The following is a 15,424-nucleotide window of genomic DNA, read 5'->3' on the forward strand; positions in this document are numbered from 1 at the left end:
TCAGACTCCAATGGCTCGGCCGGGAGTTCCTTCGGCGGAGACGAAGCTGTAACACGGCAGCGGGCCCGTGAGTCGCAGTTCCACACGGTCGCGATGCGTACGGCCGAAATGCTCTGCAGCGCTTCGGAAGGCATCGCCGTCCCCGCGATTGACGAGGAACGACGCATTGAGCACGCATCCCTGGACTTCGGGACCCGCGGCCACCGCACGGGCCCTGGGCGTGAGCTCGCGCAGAACTCGCCGACCGGCTTCGACGGCCCGGCTCTCCAGAGCGGCCGAGACGGCCTCGCCCAGTCGCAGGCTGGCTTCGTATCCGGGCCGTCGACGCACTTCGTCCCGTAGCCGGCGGACGGTCTTGTCCTCCACCACGAGGCTTGCCAAGGCGTCCTTGGCCGGGAGCGCCTTGAGGTTCACCTCGACCCCGTCGGAGAGGTGTTCCAGCGCGGCCACGTGGTCCGCCTCGCGAGCCTTCAACTGGGCGCGCACCGCCTCCTCGTCGGAGGCGACCATGCCGAACCGCATCGGCAGCACCGACCCCTGCTCCGACAGGCGCAACAGCAAGTCCTGGTGAGCGAGCAGATCGCGCCGTCTGGCGCGGAGCTCAGGGGGAGCGTCGCTCACAACAGCGGCGACATGCCCCTGCCGGATCGCCCGCAGCGGGGCAGCCGGGCTGCCCACACCGGTCGCGTCCACCGGCAGCGGCACTCCCGCCCGGATGATCGCGTAGACGTACACACCATCGCCGTTCACGGTTCACGCCTCCACGGGTCGTCGGCGGCGGCTGCTACCGCCCCGGGCCGGAGCACGCCGCTTCCTCGGGCGTTCCTGCTGCTCTTCCTCTTCCTCATCCGGCTCGTCGGAGTCGTCGTCACCACCGCCGACCACCTTGCGAACGGTGTCCCCCACACTTTCCGCTGCCTTGCGCACCTTGCGTTTGCCGATGGACTTGGCTGCACCGCCGCTGAGCAGCTCGGGGATGGTGGTGCTGCCGGAGTCACGCTCCAGGTCAAGCCGGTTGCACGCTTCCGCGAAGCGCAGGTACGTGTCGACACTCGCCACCACGATGCGCGCATCTATCTTGAGGATCTCGATGCCGACCAGGGACACCCGGACGAACACGTCGATCACCATGCCCCGGTCGAGGATGAGTTCGAGCACGTCGTACAACGTGCCGGCGCGCGGTGGGCACGCCACTACCTCGTCGGAGTAGGTGGTCGCAGGCATGGGGAATCCTTCCGGTTGTCGGGCAGACCTCAGTCACTGGTCACTCGTCGGCGGACCCCCGCCGATAGCGGCGGACCCGGCGGTACTCCATGAGTTCGCCGTCCTCGTCGAGCCGCACCTCGTACGAAGCGAGAAGGCTCGTCGTGTCCGGAATCCGCGGCAACTCAAGAACGTCGACGACGACACACCAACCGTCGCCCTCACGCCCCACTGCCGATACGCCCTCCGTGGGATGCCCGATCAAGCCTTCCAGGCTCCGGCAGGCAGCGTGCGCAGCGCCTTCCGCTCCACGCACGGACGGTGTGCGGCGAGCTTTTGTCGTCGAGGATTTCCTGGGGCGCGGCCGACGCTCTTCTGCCATGAATCAAGTCTGTTGCGTATCGGGTTCGACGCACCTTGAGTGGGCCAGTCGAGCGTTCATTCCCGCATCGTGGTCGTCTGCGCCGGCGTACGGCTCGGCGGCGCAGGACCGCGCTGGGCGGGGATCACACCGGCCCAGGCGCCGACGCACACCGGCGGGTTCTTCCACTCCGGGCGGCCCTCGGTCCCGTCGCGAACGTCGTTCGCGGTACGGATGAACGCCGTCACCTACCCGGACGCCGAGCAGACCGCCAGCGCAATGCCGACGATCGAGCCGATGCCAAAATCGTGCCGCGTGCCCCGCCAGAGCTGGAGGTGCCGCACACCCGGCTCCCGATGACCAGGACGCGGGCTGCAAGGTCGCCTACCTGGCGGCCTGGCGATGCGGCGGATCGCCGATCCGGGGCCGACTGCGATATCACCGCGGTGGAAGGCAACTGGACTAAACCCGCCCGGAAACCAGGCCCTGAATGATCTGTTTCGAAGGCGTCGATGGCCTGCTGCCTCTACGTCAATGACCAGGGCATGGGTAACAAGGTCCTCGGCGACAGCCGGATACATGCCTACCCGTGAACCGGGCTCCTGTTCAAGCGCGGCGGCCGGGGTCTCGCTTGTAGGGCCGCGGGATGCAGATCTACACCCCGACAGGCCCAATAGCCCAGTAGGCGGATAGCTATCCGCCTAGCCGGACCGACCGGAGCAGCTCTCGTACCTGATCACTCCCCCTACGCCCGCCGAAGGCGTGAAAGCCGTGGACGCCGCGATGGCTCGCCGGATCCCGCTCGTGTGATCCGGGCGCCAACCGTTCCCGCCGCCTCTGCTGTCGATGTCACTGGTTCATGACCTGCTGGGCGGCTTCCGTCTCGGTGGTGGCGTCGGCTGTGGTGAGCGTGCCGCCTGCGGTCTCCAGATGTGCCCGGACGAACCACTGGAACTGCTCCAGGTCGCGCAGTTGCTCGATCAGCAGGTCCTCGGTGGCCGGGTCGATCTCCCCCACTGTCTTGACCGCGACGCGCAGGTCCTCGATCAGTCCGGTGTACACGAGGTCGAGCGCGCCGAGGTGGGCGATGGCGTCGGCGCGGCCGACGCTGTAGTCCTTCCAGGTTCGTTCTTCGACCAGCACGCCCGGGGTGCCGTGGGCGATGCCTCCCAGGGCGGCGAGGCGCTCGGCGACGTCGTCTGCCATGGCGCGAACGCGGTCGACCTGCGGGTCGAGCATCTCGTGCACGGCGATGAAGTGCGGGCCCACCACGTTCCAGTGGACGTGCTTGAGGGTGAGGTGGAGATCGTTGAGGCTATGCAGGCGCTGCTGGAGCACCTCGATGAGCGAGCCGGCGTCCTGCACGGTGAGGCCCGGGACGGTGTAGCGGGGGGTGACCTCGGAAGGCATGGCCATGTCTCCTGTTCTCATGCGGTTTGCCCCCTCCCGGTACCCGTGATCCAAGGACACAACCACCGCGGCCTCCTCCGGACCGGACAGCCCTCCCGCCTCGGCGGACCGCGCGTCTTGGGGTACCTGGTGTCAGACCGGCTTCACCGGGCCCAGTGGTTCAGGGTTGTGGTGACGAACGGAATCGGGGCTATGCGGTGGGGGATGCAGGGAGGCGAGGAGATCCGCGAGGCCGCCGGGAGCCCGTCCGCGCAGACGGGCCGCAGTGTGCACGGCATGCCGGTCGGTACGGGCGATCCGGTAGCCCGCCGCGACCAGCCGGACCGCGAGGTCGCGGTCTTCGCCAGTAGGCAGGGGTGCGAAGCCGCCCACCCGCAGGTAAGCGGCGGCGGACACGCCCAGGTTGGCTCCGTGGACGTGCTGGTGCTCCCATATCTGCTCCGTCTCCTTGAGCGGACGGGTGCGGAAGTAGTCGGCGTCGTGACGGGCCACATGAAAGGCACCGGCCGTGATGGGGGCGAGGCGGATGGTGCCCAGAACGGCGTCGTAGCCCCGCCGCGCCCAGGCGACCTGGTGGGTGAGCCACGTGGCCGGCACGGTGGTGTCGGCGTCCGTCATGGCCAGCCATACGTCCGGGCCGGCATCTGCCAGCAGCTTCAGGGCGTGGTCGATGCCGACCGCCCGTGCGGCTCCGACATTGCGGCTCGGGGTGGTGACGACATGGGCTCCGGCGCGGGCGGCCAGAGTCGCTGTGGCGTCTGTACAGGCATCCGCCGCCACCACGATCACGACGGGCATCGGCGCCACGTGCTCGACGGCCGTGTGCACGCTGCGCATACAGGCATGGATGCGGTGTTCCTCGTTGTGTGCCGGGATGACGACAGCGAGGGCTGCGGGGGTCACGCCAGACCCTCCGCGCGGGCCGGGGACGGCACCGGGCCCGGGCCTGGGCGGTGTTCGTGGACGGTGAGGGTGAAGTCCGGATCGTCGTAGCGGGCGAGGCGGCTCAGGCCTGTCAGGGTGTCCAGGCGGTCGGCGATGTCGCGGCCTGTGCAGGTGTGCTCGGCCACCGGGTGGTTCCAGTGCACCGTGACCAGGTGACCGCCCTCCCCCAGGCTCTCCGCACTCCGCTCGAGCAGCCGTGTACGGGTGCTGGGATCGAAGTAGTAGAGGAGTTCCGACAGCACGATCAGATCGAAGGAATCCTGGGGCCACTGCTCTGGCACGGTCATCCGTTTCACGGTGACGTGCTCCAAAGCCGAGGTGCGTCGAGTCGCGGCTTCGACGGCCGCGGCGACGCGGTCGGTGGAGAGCAGTTGATCGCATCGGGCAGCCAGCAGTTCGCTCAGTACGCCCACCGAGCAGCCCGGCTCGAAGGCCCGCAAGTAGCGGGGGCGGGGCAGGGCCGCCACGGTGAGGTTGTACTTGCGGCGGTCGTACCACCGTTCCCCGAGATGCCATGGGTCGGCGGCGCGGGCGTACTGGTCGTCGAAGTAGCGGGCGGGGGTGTTCAACGCAGCACCGTCTCGAAGGTGCGGGTGTGGTGGGCGATCTCCTGCGCCGGCAATACCGGCCCCACGCCGTAGCCGCGGGGCTCAAGTTGGCTGGTGAACCGTGACAGCGCTGCCTTCTTACGGTCGACCGCCCTCTGGGCCAGAGGAAGTACACAGGCCCGGTTCCACGGCACACGGGGGTCGCCGGGACGAGCCCAGTGCCACATCCACACGGGGTAGAACCACACCGGCGTGGAGCGGTCGCGGCCGGCACGTTCGGCGGCTCGGCCGGCGGCCTCGTGGTCACTGTGCAGGTCACCCACCCACGGCGCCACACACACCGCAGCCCCGACGGAGTCCAGCACCTCGCCGATCACGGCTTGCGCCCGGGTCTCGTACTCGTCGAGGCCCGTATCGGGCAGAGCGGCATGCACCGGGGCAGGCAGGTCCCCGAGCTCGCCCAGCGCTGCGGCCAGTTCGCCACGGCGGCGGGCGGCCAACTGTTCCCGGGCCGACGGCGACGCAGGACCGTGGGACGCTTCCCCGTCGCTCAGGCACACCGTGTGGACCGCCACAGCGGCGTCGAGAAGGGTGGCCATGGCACCGCCGAAACCCAGAACCTCGTCGTCAGGGTGAGCCGCCACGACGACAACCGGACCTGTCGGAAGCACCAGGTGGGGCAGATGGTCCGGCAGTCGCGCCGCCTGCCACTCCGCCTCGTCGGTGCCCGGCGAGTCGATCGCCGCGGCGGCGGCCAGTCTCGCGGCGTCAGCGGTCTCCGACGAGCTCACCGTGTCGCCTCCGCCGGGTCCGCCGTGACCAGGCGGCCGAGTTCGGCCAGGTCCGCCTCCGCGTGGTGCTGGCGCAGGTAGACCGTCAGGTCCGCAACCGCGCGAGCATGCCGTTCGTCGGAGCACAAAGGCCCGGCACCCGTGGCACGCCCCACGTGGTCCAGTACCTCGGTGCACACCTTTTCGGCGAGGGCCCGCACGCGCAGACTGCGCACCCGCGCTTCGTCACGTGCGTCGAGAGGATCGGCGTCGATGTCCTCACCCGCTTGCCGCAGCATTGCGTCCGCCGTGTGCAGCAGCACATCAACGGCTCCGAGATGGGCGGCCGCGTGCGCGTTCAACCGTCCAGCAGCGCCTCGCTCGTACAACGGCGCGGCGACGGCGTGGGCACCGCCCAGCCAGCAGGCCGCGACACCGATTCCACCGTGCTGGAAACCGGGCCGCTCCAGATAGCCCTCCACCCCGCCGACGGCCTTCGCGGGGACATCCGTGAAGGACATCTCCAGGCTGTCGCTCCCGGCCATACCGATCGCCGGCCACGTCCCTTCCACGGGCTGCGCGCCCGGGTGGTCCAGCGCGACGGCGAACAGCCGGTAGCCGTCCTCGGCGTCCGCGCTCACCAGAGCGTGGGTGCAGGCGTGGGCACCGGAGCAGTAGGGCTTCACGCCACTGAGCGTCCACCCCCGACCGGTGCGTGTCGCGTGCGTGCCGGGGCCCGGTGGGCGCGCGGCCCACACTCCCCACCGCTCCCCTTCGGCGGGCAGGCGGTGGTGGTCCAGTTCGTGCAGGATCGCCGCAGCGTCCAGGTGCCCCTCGGCGAGCCGTGCAAGCGACAGGTCCCGCCGCCCCAGGGCCATGAGGACGGCGAAGCGGCGGGCCGTCGAGCGGCCTGGCAGCGGCACGCTCGGGGCCTCGCGTTCGACGAAGTCGGCGAACAGATCCGCCGTGCGCCGTTGCGGGGTGCGGAGGTGATGAGGCGACTCGGGGGGCGTGACAATCACGCGGACCTCCTGCATACATCGTCGAAAAGCGTCAGCAGGCGTCTGGGTATCCGCAGGGTCCTGCTCAAAACACGCAACACAGCCGGTCCAGGAGCTGACGGCATACGGTTCCGACCTGGCTGCACAGGTCCTGCCCCGGCAGGTCCCACGCGCCTTGGGCTGCGGAGGTGTCGTTCAGGGCGCCGGGAAAGTCGGCTGAGTGGGCCTGGCACGCGCGCTCCTCCAGCCCAGCATCCGACAGCACGCGGGCCGCCGCCACTTCCGGGGGCACGCCCATGAGAGCCGTTGGCACCGATGCGCAGGGATGCCCAGGGGCGCCCGGAGCGTGGCGCACCGTTGCCGCTCGAAGCCGATTACCTCACTGCAGAACTCGCCGAAATCTATGTTGGTCAGAGTAGACATTGAGAGATCACCTGGATATGGTTTCTCTCGTAGCCAGGAAGACCGCAGGGCCGGGCAGAGATGAACCGCCTGGCAGCAGGACGTAGTTGCAGTGCGCATCGCGGTGCGGTGGTGGAGTTGCGAAGCCAGGGTTGTTGCAGGACGGCGACGGGACTGACGACCGGACCGGGCGGCCCGCAGTGATCAGGGGACGCCGTGAGCAGGACCGCAGTGGCAGTACCCGCAGTGAGAGTCAGTAGTTCCCCGGTAAATGGCGTCGGCTGCGGGCGCGCGTGCCGGGAAGTTCGGCAGTGGGGTTCCAAGCCAGAGCAGATGCACGACGGGCGACGGGGCTGGCTGCCGAAGCGTGGCGCTCCCCCAGGCCACCAGCAGTACGCATCACCCGCAGTACAGAGCAGTGCGCAGTCCCCATGAGTAAATGTTGATCAGAGGGAAGAACGGAGGAATCTCGCGCCATCAGGATCGCCCGGGCGGAATGGCTGAGCCCGGGTACCGCAGGACATCGATAGTGAGGTGGTCTCCGGTCAAGCAACCGCGATCCCCGCGCACCCGACAGCATCACGGTCGGATCCGCGGAAACAGAAGGCCGGCCAAGTTCTAGGGCCGGCAGATGGTGTGCAGTTCCTTCGGGGCCCTGGTGCCGGTACGGCACCAGGGCCCCTCGACGCGTTCCAAGAAGAGGTGCGATGACAGCAGACGACTCGTTCGGCCGACTCGACGATGACGACTACCCCGCCTACACGATGGGCCGGGCCGCCGAGATGCTCAACACCACCCAGGGCTTCCTCCGTGCCCTCGGCGAAGCCCGCCTGATCACCCCGCTACGCTCCGCGGGCGGCCACCGTCGCTACTCCGGCTACCAGCTGCGCATCGCCGCCCGCGCCCGGGAACTCGTCGACAACGGCACCCCGATCGAAGCCGCCTGCCGCATCGTCGTCCTCGAGGACCAACTCGAAGAAGCACAGCGCATCAACGCCGAATACCGCCGCGCCACCGAATCGACGAAGCCGACAGAGCGCCCGTGAGGACGCCGGGAGCCGCCGGCAAGAAGCCGCGTCGGAACTCCTCCCTGGATTCCCCGGCCTTCAGGTCGGTGTGGTGGTACCTCCCGCTTGCGGGGGAGAAACGGACTCCTGCGGAGCAGGGCAGAGGGCTGGGATTCGCCGTCAGGGCGAGCATTCAAGTACCGCTTCCATCGCCCGATACGCAGCTACTCTCGATACCGGCCTGCATCGCGTAGTTCGCCGGCCAGGGACTGGTTCTGCTGCGTGGCCGGCCCGGACGGCAGCCTGCCGTTCGTAGAGTTGCTGCTGTCGGCGACAGCTGCGGCAGGAAGGCCGGTGTCCGCCGGTCGCTGCGGGTGCAACTGGACTTGACCGGGCACTGGCCGCAGTCCTCCATTTCGTTCTTCAACCGCCTGCTGGTCACCTGACACAACGCCGTACCGCAGCCGGGTTCCCGCTTCACCGCGCTGCGCCGGCACAGGTTCGGGCAGCGGTCGGCCGGCGCACCTTCGTCCGGTGCTCCAGGGTGCTCAGTCGGTCGCTGGACCGGCCGGCCGGGCAGTGCGGCGCTGGGCCCGGATCGCTTCCTCCAGGGCGATGCGGATACCAAGGTTGAGTTCGCCGCAGGACACCCAGGCGGTGAGGAGTCCGGCGATGCGGAGCAGCGTGACGCCGGCGCGCTGGGAGACTTCCATCAGCACGGTTCGCGCCTGGTCGGCGGGCAGGCGTCCGAGCGCCATCACAATGCCCACTGCCTGCTCTCTCACCGTGTTCGCGCCGGGGTTCTGCGGCATGGCCGGTCGCTCTGGCAGCACCCCCGCCTCATGTGCGGTGGCCGCGCTGCGCGGGATGGTCGTGGTGGTCGGCTGCTCGGAGTCCGGGTCACCCTTTCGGTCGTGGCCGGAGGCCAACAGCTCCCGCATCCGACTCGCCTCCTCGTTGATCTGGGCCGATAACCGGGCTCCTGCCGTACGGGGAACGGATCGCCCGACCATGGCAAGAACGGGCTGCCAGGGTTCGCCGTGTGGGGATCTGCATGGCCAGAGGAAATCGCAGCAGGCGGGGTGATCCCCTGCTCGGCTTGCGCCTCCGGTCCGAAGCACTGATTCGCGTATGCCCCGCCGTCACGTCAGCAAACATCGGCCACCAAAGGGCCCATGGCGTCTCTGGGCTCCCCTGGCGGGCTCGGGATCCAAGGCCAAGCTCGTTCAACACGCTGAACTGACAGAGAAGTTGCTCGTGCTTCGTCAGGGGCGGCAATCGGCCGCTTCAGGGCCCTGCGACTCTCAGTGGCAAACCAGGGCCGCCCTCGCCGGATAAGCGTTGCTCCGCAGCGTCAGCAGCAGCCAGGACGCCCAGGGTCGCCAGGACAACCACGACGACCAGGAGCACAAGGGCCACGGAGGCGGGCGTGGGGTAGCGCCACAGGACGAGGGCCAGGGCACCGGCCGCGATGACGACACCCGTGGTCAGGGGCCTGTGCATGCGCAGCCACTGTCCGACGGCACCTGGCTTCAGTCCCGTCCGGGCAAGGGCGTGTCCGGCGGTCTGGGTACCTCGGGCGGCAGCTGCGCGCACGGCGACGGCACCGCGACCATGTCCGTACAGATACCCGGCGATCACGGTGAGCAGTGCGGTGAGGAGCACGGTGAGAACGGTTTGCCGGAGGAACCTCACCAGGGTGTCGTAGAGGGCTGCTGCCGCGTCCTGCGACTGGGCTGCCGGAGGCACCGCGTCCAGACAGATCTGGCGGATCACGGCGAGTGCGATGAGCAGCACGCACATCATGGCACCGATGCCGATGCCTGCGGCCATCAGCGCAAGCCGGTGCGAGGGTGCCGCCCAGATGCCCAACCCGGCGAGCACAACCACCGTCCAGGGCAACCACGGGGCGACGACGCTGAGCCAGCGGGCAGCATCACGGGCCTCACTCAGATGGTCGTTGTGCACCAGCACGATCGACTTGTCTGCCCCGGGAATGTCTTCCGCCCCGACAAGGGTCACACCGATCAACTGCTTCTGAAGTTCCTCGATGACAGCGCCGACGTTCAGCGTGATGGTGTCGCCCTTGACCTCGATCGCTCCGCCTGCCTCCCCGGTGAGAACGTTCGTCGCGGCGGTGTGCGCACCGCGATGGATGCTGTCCCACGCCTTGGCAAAGGCGTCGCTCGTCACCACCCTGGCGACGGTATAACGCACGCCGGCCCTCAGCCCGCCCTTGAGCTCTCCATCCAGTGATCTGGCCTCGTCGACAAGGAAGCGGGGTGCGTCATGGTCGGCCAGGGTGTCGGCGAGCGTGTCGGTGATCTTGCGAACGTCGATCTTGTGGACCAGGCCATCGGTAGCACGATCGATGATCAGATCCTGGACGGCGGGATCTCTGGCGAGGGGTGAGACGGTCTGCGCATACCGATCAACGTCGGTGACCTCGGAATTTACCCAGGTGGCGACGACGCTGATGGGCGCCATCAGAACAGCCAGGAGGAGGAGCAGGGACGCTCCGCAAAGGCGCAGGCGACGGCTTCGCATCCCGAGAGGGCGCTGCAGCCGCTCGTCCTCCGCTCGTTCGGCATGGCCCGAAGGGCGGTACAGCTTGTGCCTGCCATGCTCTGACGGGCCGGGGGCGGCAGACGAGTCCACGGCGAACTCCCTCCGCGCGCAGTCCTCGGCGCACTACGGCGGTATGCGCCCTTAGGGGCGGATACCGCAGGACCGGCCAGCCCCTGTACCTCCATCGTCGTTCATCCACCACAAGCACGCAGCCTGTCCAGGAGCTCCCCGTACCTTCGCCCCCCTGTTCATGGCCCGGCTGCCGAACACTGCCCCATCTGCTTCCCGAAGATCGGAGCGGGCGCGGTCCGGCTAGAGCCGGACCGCGCAATCACCTGCCGATGATCCCGTCACCTGCCGCGGCGTCTGCTGCCGACAGGCAGGAACGATCACAACCGTTCACGCTCCGTTCCCTCGGATCACCCGTCCCAGGAGGGGCAGAACGCCCTGGGCAGAAGTCGCCCGCAAGGTCACAGGAACATCCGAAGACGGCCGCCTGTAGTCGCGGATCTCCCAGCGGACTCGCAGGCGCCTGAACCAGCGCAGGCGGGCGACGGCGCGCTCCACGATGCGGCTGCGGCATGCGTCGACGGCAGGCAGGGGTGCGCATAGAGCGGTTGACAACCTCAGCGGGGGCATTCGCGCACCACCACGAGATTGTCAGAACGCCGAGAACACCATGAGCGCTCCCCTACGAAGCTCCAGCGAGGGCCCTGGCCTGCAGAAAATCCGCGGCATCTATCTCAATGATCATCTGGCGGGTGCGACGGCCGGTGCCGCATGGTCCAGGAGCACGGCGATTCGCCCTACGGCCAGGAACTGCGGGCCCTGGAGACGGACATCCCGCAGGACCGGCGAGCCCTGGTGCGGCTGATGACAGACCTGCATTTTCCCGCGAGACGCTACAAGGTCTACGGAGCCTGGCTGGGCGAGAATCTCGGACAGGTGAAGCCCAACGGCCGTCCACTGCGCCGCTCCGGTCTCGCACTGTTGATCGAACTCGAAGCCATACGCAGGGCCGTGACTGGCAAAGCGCTGCTGTGGCGCTCCCTGCTCGCCGCCCTCCCAGCTACAGCTCCCTGCCGCGAACGGTGACCACCGCGATGGAGTAAAGAAGCCGGGCCTCCACCACTGCGCCAGGCCATCTCTCCGAGGTGATCGATGAGGCGGCCACGACACTCGGCCTCATCCAGCAGCATTCCCTGTCTGGCTCTGATACTTCGCGGACAGCATCCACTCTGCAGGGCACCCTCCTCGCCGACGCCGCACGCCTCCTGGACGAGCTCCGCTCGGACCGTTCAGCCCTGAGCCTGCCCGGACGTCTCCCCGACTCAACCGGTAGACGGTCTCCGCACCCAGGCTCATGCGCCGGCGGGGCAAAAGCCCGCTCAGCGGCTTGTCACACCCGGGATCGTTCCTGAGCACGGCAATTTGACCAAGTTCGCAACGTTCAAGTATCCGCGCGCCCTGAAGGCCGGAGAACGGGGTACACGGCCACCATGATCGCCTCTCAAGTCCTCGCGGCCGACGGCTCGTCGTCGCTCTTCCTGATCGTCGCCGGTGTAGTGGTGGCTGCCCTTCTGATCAGCGCGTTCTGGTACGGCAGCCGACGCGCAGCACACCGGAAGAATCCCGGCGCCAGGCCGGCGGCGCCAAATCCGCAGACGGCACCCCGTCAGGATTCCTGGCAGACACCTGACGACGACACCGACGGACAGCCCGGGCATTGACCCGCCCCCCACCGTCATGCCTGGCACTCAGTCACCACGGCCCTGCGCTGATTGAGGCCGTTGATTTCACCGCGTGACAGCGCTTGTACAGGTTCTGGCCGAAACTGTCATCGCGTCCGCCGCGCAAACCCTGTGACCAGCACTTTCAACAGGATCTACCCCTTGATGCGGAGCGCCGTTCCGTACAGTCGGCCGACCTTCCAACGTACGAGCACGCGGCGTTCAGCGACGAGCACACCCTGCACCGCAGGTGCCGCCGTCACCAGCGACGGTACCCACGCAACAGCCTGACGCCACTCACGACGGATCGGGACCCCACCGGTCCGGCCCGACCCCGTGCCAGTCGATGATCGGAGACTCGATCACCTCGGCCGGCTCCATCTCCAGCCCCACCCGACGCAGAAACTCCACCAGGTCCCGCACCGAGTACGCCAGCCCGAGGATCTCCCCATCCACCCGGACCCGCCGGCCCCCGGTCGGGGACGGCGGAGAGACGACCACACGAAACCCAGGCATGAGCTCATGATCAGCCAACCTCCCGGCCGCCGCATCTCACCCGCCGTGATCGCCGCGGTGACCGCGTCAGCGGCCGGGGCCATCTTCCCTTGATCGCCGCTGAGGTCTCGGCCGCGCGTCGCTGACCCGGTGCAGGCCCTGGCATTCAGGCACCCGGAAGGGAGAGGCAGAACGGATGGCCGTGCGGGTCCCGGAGAACCCGCACGTCCTTCTGCGGCTGATATTCCTGCAGCGTGATCGGCATGACGCCGTACAGTCGTCCTTCTTCGGCCACTCGGCGCCGTACAAATGTCCCCGCGCGACCTGGAGCACGGTGGGCCTGCAACGTCCGCGGCCACGGCTCCGGGCATCACGTCACCGAACAGGCGCCCAAGCATTGGCCTCTGCGCTTGCTGACTTCCCTCGGTCGGGCCCCAGCCGGACGTCGCGGGGTACCGCGTGCTGGTGGCAGTGCGTCTGGCCGACGGCCGGACGGCCCGATGCGAGGCAGCGTCCACCCCGGCGCGGGCTCTCCCCAGGCGCAGCCGCTCATGCAGCGCGCTGCCGTCACACGTGGCCGACCCTGCCGCCGACGGAATCCTGGCCCTGGCGCATCCGCACGGTCCCTCGGCCCTCCTGCAACTGAGCAGACCCGCACCCTGTCTCGGCCCCGCAGCTGCGGTCCGGCTCCGTACCATCTGCGGGCCGGGCTACGTGCTTCGCGTGGCTGCTGACGGGTCCGTGAGCGGCAGCGCCATCGCTATCGCTATCGCTATCGCTATCGACGCGGGATACCTGGCGTCGCTTCTCGCTGCCGCCCGGTCCGAGATCCACCGGCCTTTCCCGTCACGGCCGCCGTCCTGCGGAGCGTCCCACCGCTGCACAGAGAGCCTGTCGCAGGGTCGGGTACTGCTGACTGAGGTCGGCGCGGCATGTCGGCATGTACGCCCGGGCATGATCAGGGTGTGAGGGCCTGCGCGAGGGTGGGATAGCAGGCGATGATCGTGTCGAGGCCTACGATCTCCAGGACGCGCTGGACCGGCTCGGTCAGGACGGCCAGGCGGATCCACCCGTCGGCCGTGACGGCGTCGCGGCGGGCGGCGGCCAGGACGTTGATGGCGCTGGAGTCCATGAAGGTGACGGCGCCGAAGTCGAGCACCGTCCGCGGCACGCCGGTGTTGTCTGGGTGTAGGGCCTGTCGCAGGGTGTCGGCGGTGTCGGCGTCGAGTTCACCGGCCAGGGACAGCACGCGGATGCCCGCGGTGGTGGTCCGGGTGATCGTCAGCCGGGCAAACCGTCCGGCGGTGTCGTGCATGTCGGCCACGCCCTTCACCAGCTCTTTTTGAGGTATCCAACAGGCCACCTGCCCTCGCCAGGCGGCCCGTTGGATCCTACGGGTGTTGCATCCAGATAGCTGTGCCGCAGGTAACGTTCTGGGCGTGCTTGGCCGCTACCGGTGGGGGTATCCGGCGGGAACACGGAAGCGGGCAGGCATGGATCCATCACGGGACGCTGCGGGCGGGGTACGGCCAGGGGCCGCCTCGCCGCTGGAAGCATCGCTTACGTTGGACGGCGCGGGCGCACGGATAGCCGAGGCCCGGCACCTCGCGGAAGACTTCCTCACCGCGGTAGAGGAGTTTCACGGCATTCCGGTGGCCAGGGCCTCGGTCGAGATCGTCCAACTGATCGTCAGCGAGCTGGTCACCAACGCCCGCAAATACGCTCCCGGCCCGGCCCGGTTGCGTCTGCGCGTGGCGGGCAGCGTCCTGCGCATCGACCTGTGGGACGGCAACCCCGTGCTCCCGGCAGCCAGGGCGACCGATCCCAAGCGCGTCGGCCAGCACGGCCTGGAGATCGTCACCGCCCTCGCCCAGTCCCTCACCACAGAAGTGACACTGCACGGCAAACGCCTCACCGTCACCGTCGACCTCGCCCGCGCAGCGGGTCCCGGCTAGACGAACCGGGCACAGTCCGCTGCACACACCCCGCCGGGCGGGAGTTCACCGATATCCGCGACGAGCTCGACCGCCAGATCGAGAAGTACAGCCAGCCCCGGGACACCGGCGCCTGCGCACTCGGCGCCGCAACAGTGGGTGGCCGCCGGATGGCTATGCCGTGGCGGCACCCGCGGTGGTGATGGCTGTATCGGTACGAGCGTGGACCACCAGAGGCGCACCAGAAGCGGCGGCCTGCGCCTGCAGGACTCGGCGGGCGAAGGCAGACGGCGTGGCCACCGATACCAGGACCTCCGCAGACGGCACATGTGGGTGCGCATCAGCGACCGCTTGCGACACACCTGCACTCGCCCCGGCGCCGAGAACGATCACCACCTGGCGCCGAAGCATGGACGTGGACCAAGTCGCCGATCAGCGCCGCTTCCGTCCCTGGAACAACGTCCCCTCAGGACCGTCACACCGTGCTCCGACGAGTGCGACAGCATGAGGTTTCCAGCCTCCTCCGGCCGCCACGGATCATCCATCTGTACGAATACCCGGCGCAGGACGCGCAAGGCTCTGTTCCCTGCCCCGACCCGCGCCCCCGGCGCTGTCCGCTCCCTGAAGAAAGGGCGGCTCCCCCAGCACACGTGGCCGAACCGGGGGAACCTACGGTCGGCCAGTCCCTAAAGGTGAAGGCCACCTGACCGGCCTGCGCCCTGAGTGCCCGATCTTCACAAGCGAAAACAGCAGGGCCTGAAAACTGACGGCGGATGTCCGCAAAGCAGATCGGCGGCTGACACAGCGGGCGGCCGGCCGTATCCCGCCCGGCATCGGCCGGTTGCTGTTCGCTGTCCGCGGTGGAGGAGGCAGCGGAGAGCAGCAAGATGTGGTGCGGTGCAGCCGCCGTCATGGCGGCGTTCGGTGGGCGGCGCGGGCGCAGATCAGCCGTGCTGGGGGTTGCGGCGCTCGCTGTCGCGCAGTTGGTCTCCAAACGGGTGGGTCAGTAGCTGGTCGACCGGCCCCGCCCGCCCGAGGAGTGGATCGATC

The 15,424-nt window shown here is 68.7% G+C and carries 16 protein-coding genes; 4 read left to right on the plus strand and 12 right to left on the minus strand.

Annotated elements, in window-relative coordinates; genetic code table 11:
• From ACIQRL_RS28630 to ACIQRL_RS28665, 8 genes are all read right to left on the minus strand, one after another.
• Positions 1-750, minus strand: a complete 750-nt coding sequence (locus tag ACIQRL_RS28630) for a GvpL/GvpF family gas vesicle protein (RefSeq protein ID WP_401336929.1) — start codon at positions 748-750, stop codon at positions 1-3.
• Between the two features lie 3 nt (positions 751-753).
• Positions 754-1,224, minus strand: coding sequence for a gas vesicle structural protein GvpA (locus tag ACIQRL_RS28635; RefSeq protein WP_401336931.1), 471 nt, complete (start codon positions 1,222-1,224; stop codon positions 754-756).
• Positions 1,225-1,264: 40 nt separating this feature from the next.
• A complete protein-coding gene (locus ACIQRL_RS28640; protein ID WP_401336933.1) occupies positions 1,265-1,585 on the minus strand; it encodes a gas vesicle protein in 321 nt (106 codons plus the stop codon).
• 828 nt (positions 1,586-2,413) lie between these two features.
• Complete coding sequence (locus ACIQRL_RS28645; protein WP_401337053.1) at positions 2,414-2,974, minus strand: Dps family protein; 561 nt, start codon at positions 2,972-2,974, stop codon at positions 2,414-2,416.
• Between the two features lie 132 nt (positions 2,975-3,106).
• Complete coding sequence (locus ACIQRL_RS28650; RefSeq protein ID WP_401336935.1) at positions 3,107-3,877, minus strand: glycosyltransferase; 771 nt, start codon at positions 3,875-3,877, stop codon at positions 3,107-3,109.
• The gene (locus tag ACIQRL_RS28655) at positions 3,874-4,488 is read right to left on the minus strand and encodes a class I SAM-dependent methyltransferase (protein ID WP_401336937.1); all 615 of its coding nucleotides are present in this window, start codon (positions 4,486-4,488) and stop codon (positions 3,874-3,876) included. Before ACIQRL_RS28655 ends, ACIQRL_RS28650 begins: the two co-directional genes overlap by 4 nt.
• Complete coding sequence (locus tag ACIQRL_RS28660; RefSeq protein WP_401336939.1) at positions 4,485-5,258, minus strand: PIG-L deacetylase family protein; 774 nt, start codon at positions 5,256-5,258, stop codon at positions 4,485-4,487. The genes ACIQRL_RS28655 and ACIQRL_RS28660 overlap by 4 nt, the downstream gene beginning before the upstream one ends.
• Positions 5,255-6,259: an acyl-CoA dehydrogenase family protein gene (locus tag ACIQRL_RS28665; protein WP_401336940.1), complete on the minus strand. Its 1,005-nt coding sequence runs from the start codon at positions 6,257-6,259 to the stop codon at positions 5,255-5,257. Before ACIQRL_RS28665 ends, ACIQRL_RS28660 begins: the two co-directional genes overlap by 4 nt.
• 1,088 nt (positions 6,260-7,347) lie before the next feature.
• On the opposite strand from ACIQRL_RS28665, the gene ACIQRL_RS28670 reads away from it, so the two are divergent.
• Positions 7,348-7,686 carry a MerR family transcriptional regulator gene (locus tag ACIQRL_RS28670; RefSeq protein ID WP_401336941.1) on the plus strand — a complete coding sequence of 113 codons (339 nt, stop codon included), beginning with the start codon at positions 7,348-7,350 and terminating at the stop codon, positions 7,684-7,686.
• 509 nt (positions 7,687-8,195) lie between these two features.
• Here the strand turns inward: ACIQRL_RS28670 and ACIQRL_RS28675 are convergent.
• Positions 8,196-8,588: an ANTAR domain-containing protein gene (locus ACIQRL_RS28675; RefSeq protein ID WP_401336943.1), complete on the minus strand. Its 393-nt coding sequence runs from the start codon at positions 8,586-8,588 to the stop codon at positions 8,196-8,198.
• Between the two features lie 346 nt (positions 8,589-8,934).
• A complete protein-coding gene (locus ACIQRL_RS28680) occupies positions 8,935-10,305 on the minus strand; it encodes a hypothetical protein (RefSeq protein ID WP_401336945.1) in 1,371 nt (456 codons plus the stop codon).
• Between the two features lie 690 nt (positions 10,306-10,995).
• Here ACIQRL_RS28680 and ACIQRL_RS28685 point away from each other — a divergent pair.
• Entirely contained in the window at positions 10,996-11,310 is a 315-nt protein-coding gene (locus tag ACIQRL_RS28685) for a hypothetical protein (protein ID WP_401336947.1), read from the plus strand.
• A 404-nt stretch (positions 11,311-11,714) separates the two neighbouring features.
• Positions 11,715-11,945, plus strand: coding sequence for a DUF6479 family protein (locus ACIQRL_RS28690; RefSeq protein WP_401336949.1), 231 nt, complete (start codon positions 11,715-11,717; stop codon positions 11,943-11,945).
• 297 nt (positions 11,946-12,242) lie between these two features.
• On the opposite strand, the gene ACIQRL_RS28695 is transcribed toward ACIQRL_RS28690, so the two are convergent.
• Positions 12,243-12,461 carry a hypothetical protein gene (locus ACIQRL_RS28695; protein ID WP_392958230.1) on the minus strand — a complete coding sequence of 73 codons (219 nt, stop codon included), beginning with the start codon at positions 12,459-12,461 and terminating at the stop codon, positions 12,243-12,245.
• A 937-nt stretch (positions 12,462-13,398) separates the two neighbouring features.
• Positions 13,399-13,755: an STAS domain-containing protein gene (locus tag ACIQRL_RS28700; protein ID WP_401337055.1), complete on the minus strand. Its 357-nt coding sequence runs from the start codon at positions 13,753-13,755 to the stop codon at positions 13,399-13,401.
• Positions 13,756-13,933: 178 nt separating this feature from the next.
• Here ACIQRL_RS28700 and ACIQRL_RS28705 point away from each other — a divergent pair, with 178 nt between their 5' ends.
• Positions 13,934-14,395 (plus strand): ATP-binding protein, encoded by a 462-nt coding sequence (locus ACIQRL_RS28705; protein WP_401336951.1) that lies wholly within the window; start codon positions 13,934-13,936, stop codon positions 14,393-14,395.
• Positions 14,396-15,424: the final 1,029 nt, after the last annotated feature.

It is taken from the genome of Streptomyces sp. NPDC091209, from assembly GCF_044757755.1.
Taxonomy (GTDB): Bacteria; Actinomycetota; Actinomycetes; order Streptomycetales; family Streptomycetaceae; genus Streptomyces.

Bases quoted from the DNA above. Each gene is read 5' to 3' on its own strand.
- ACIQRL_RS28685 (WP_401336947.1), top strand. From the start codon at position 10,996: ATGGTCCAGGAGCACGGCGATTCGCCCTACGGCCAGGAACTGCGGGCC.
- ACIQRL_RS28645 (WP_401337053.1), bottom strand. From the start codon at position 2,974: ATGCCTTCCGAGGTCACCCCCCGCTACACCGTCCCGGGCCTCACCGTG.
- ACIQRL_RS28670 (WP_401336941.1), top strand. From the start codon at position 7,348: ATGACAGCAGACGACTCGTTCGGCCGACTCGACGATGACGACTACCCC.
- ACIQRL_RS28675 (WP_401336943.1), bottom strand. From the start codon at position 8,588: ATGCGGGAGCTGTTGGCCTCCGGCCACGACCGAAAGGGTGACCCGGAC.
- ACIQRL_RS28635 (WP_401336931.1), bottom strand. From the start codon at position 1,224: ATGCCTGCGACCACCTACTCCGACGAGGTAGTGGCGTGCCCACCGCGC.
- ACIQRL_RS28695 (WP_392958230.1), bottom strand. From the start codon at position 12,461: ATGCCTGGGTTTCGTGTGGTCGTCTCTCCGCCGTCCCCGACCGGGGGC.
- ACIQRL_RS28690 (WP_401336949.1), top strand. From the start codon at position 11,715: ATGATCGCCTCTCAAGTCCTCGCGGCCGACGGCTCGTCGTCGCTCTTC.
- ACIQRL_RS28700 (WP_401337055.1), bottom strand. From the start codon at position 13,755: ATGCACGACACCGCCGGACGGTTTGCCCGGCTGACGATCACCCGGACC.
- ACIQRL_RS28640 (WP_401336933.1), bottom strand. From the start codon at position 1,585: ATGGCAGAAGAGCGTCGGCCGCGCCCCAGGAAATCCTCGACGACAAAA.
- ACIQRL_RS28705 (WP_401336951.1), top strand. From the start codon at position 13,934: ATGGATCCATCACGGGACGCTGCGGGCGGGGTACGGCCAGGGGCCGCC.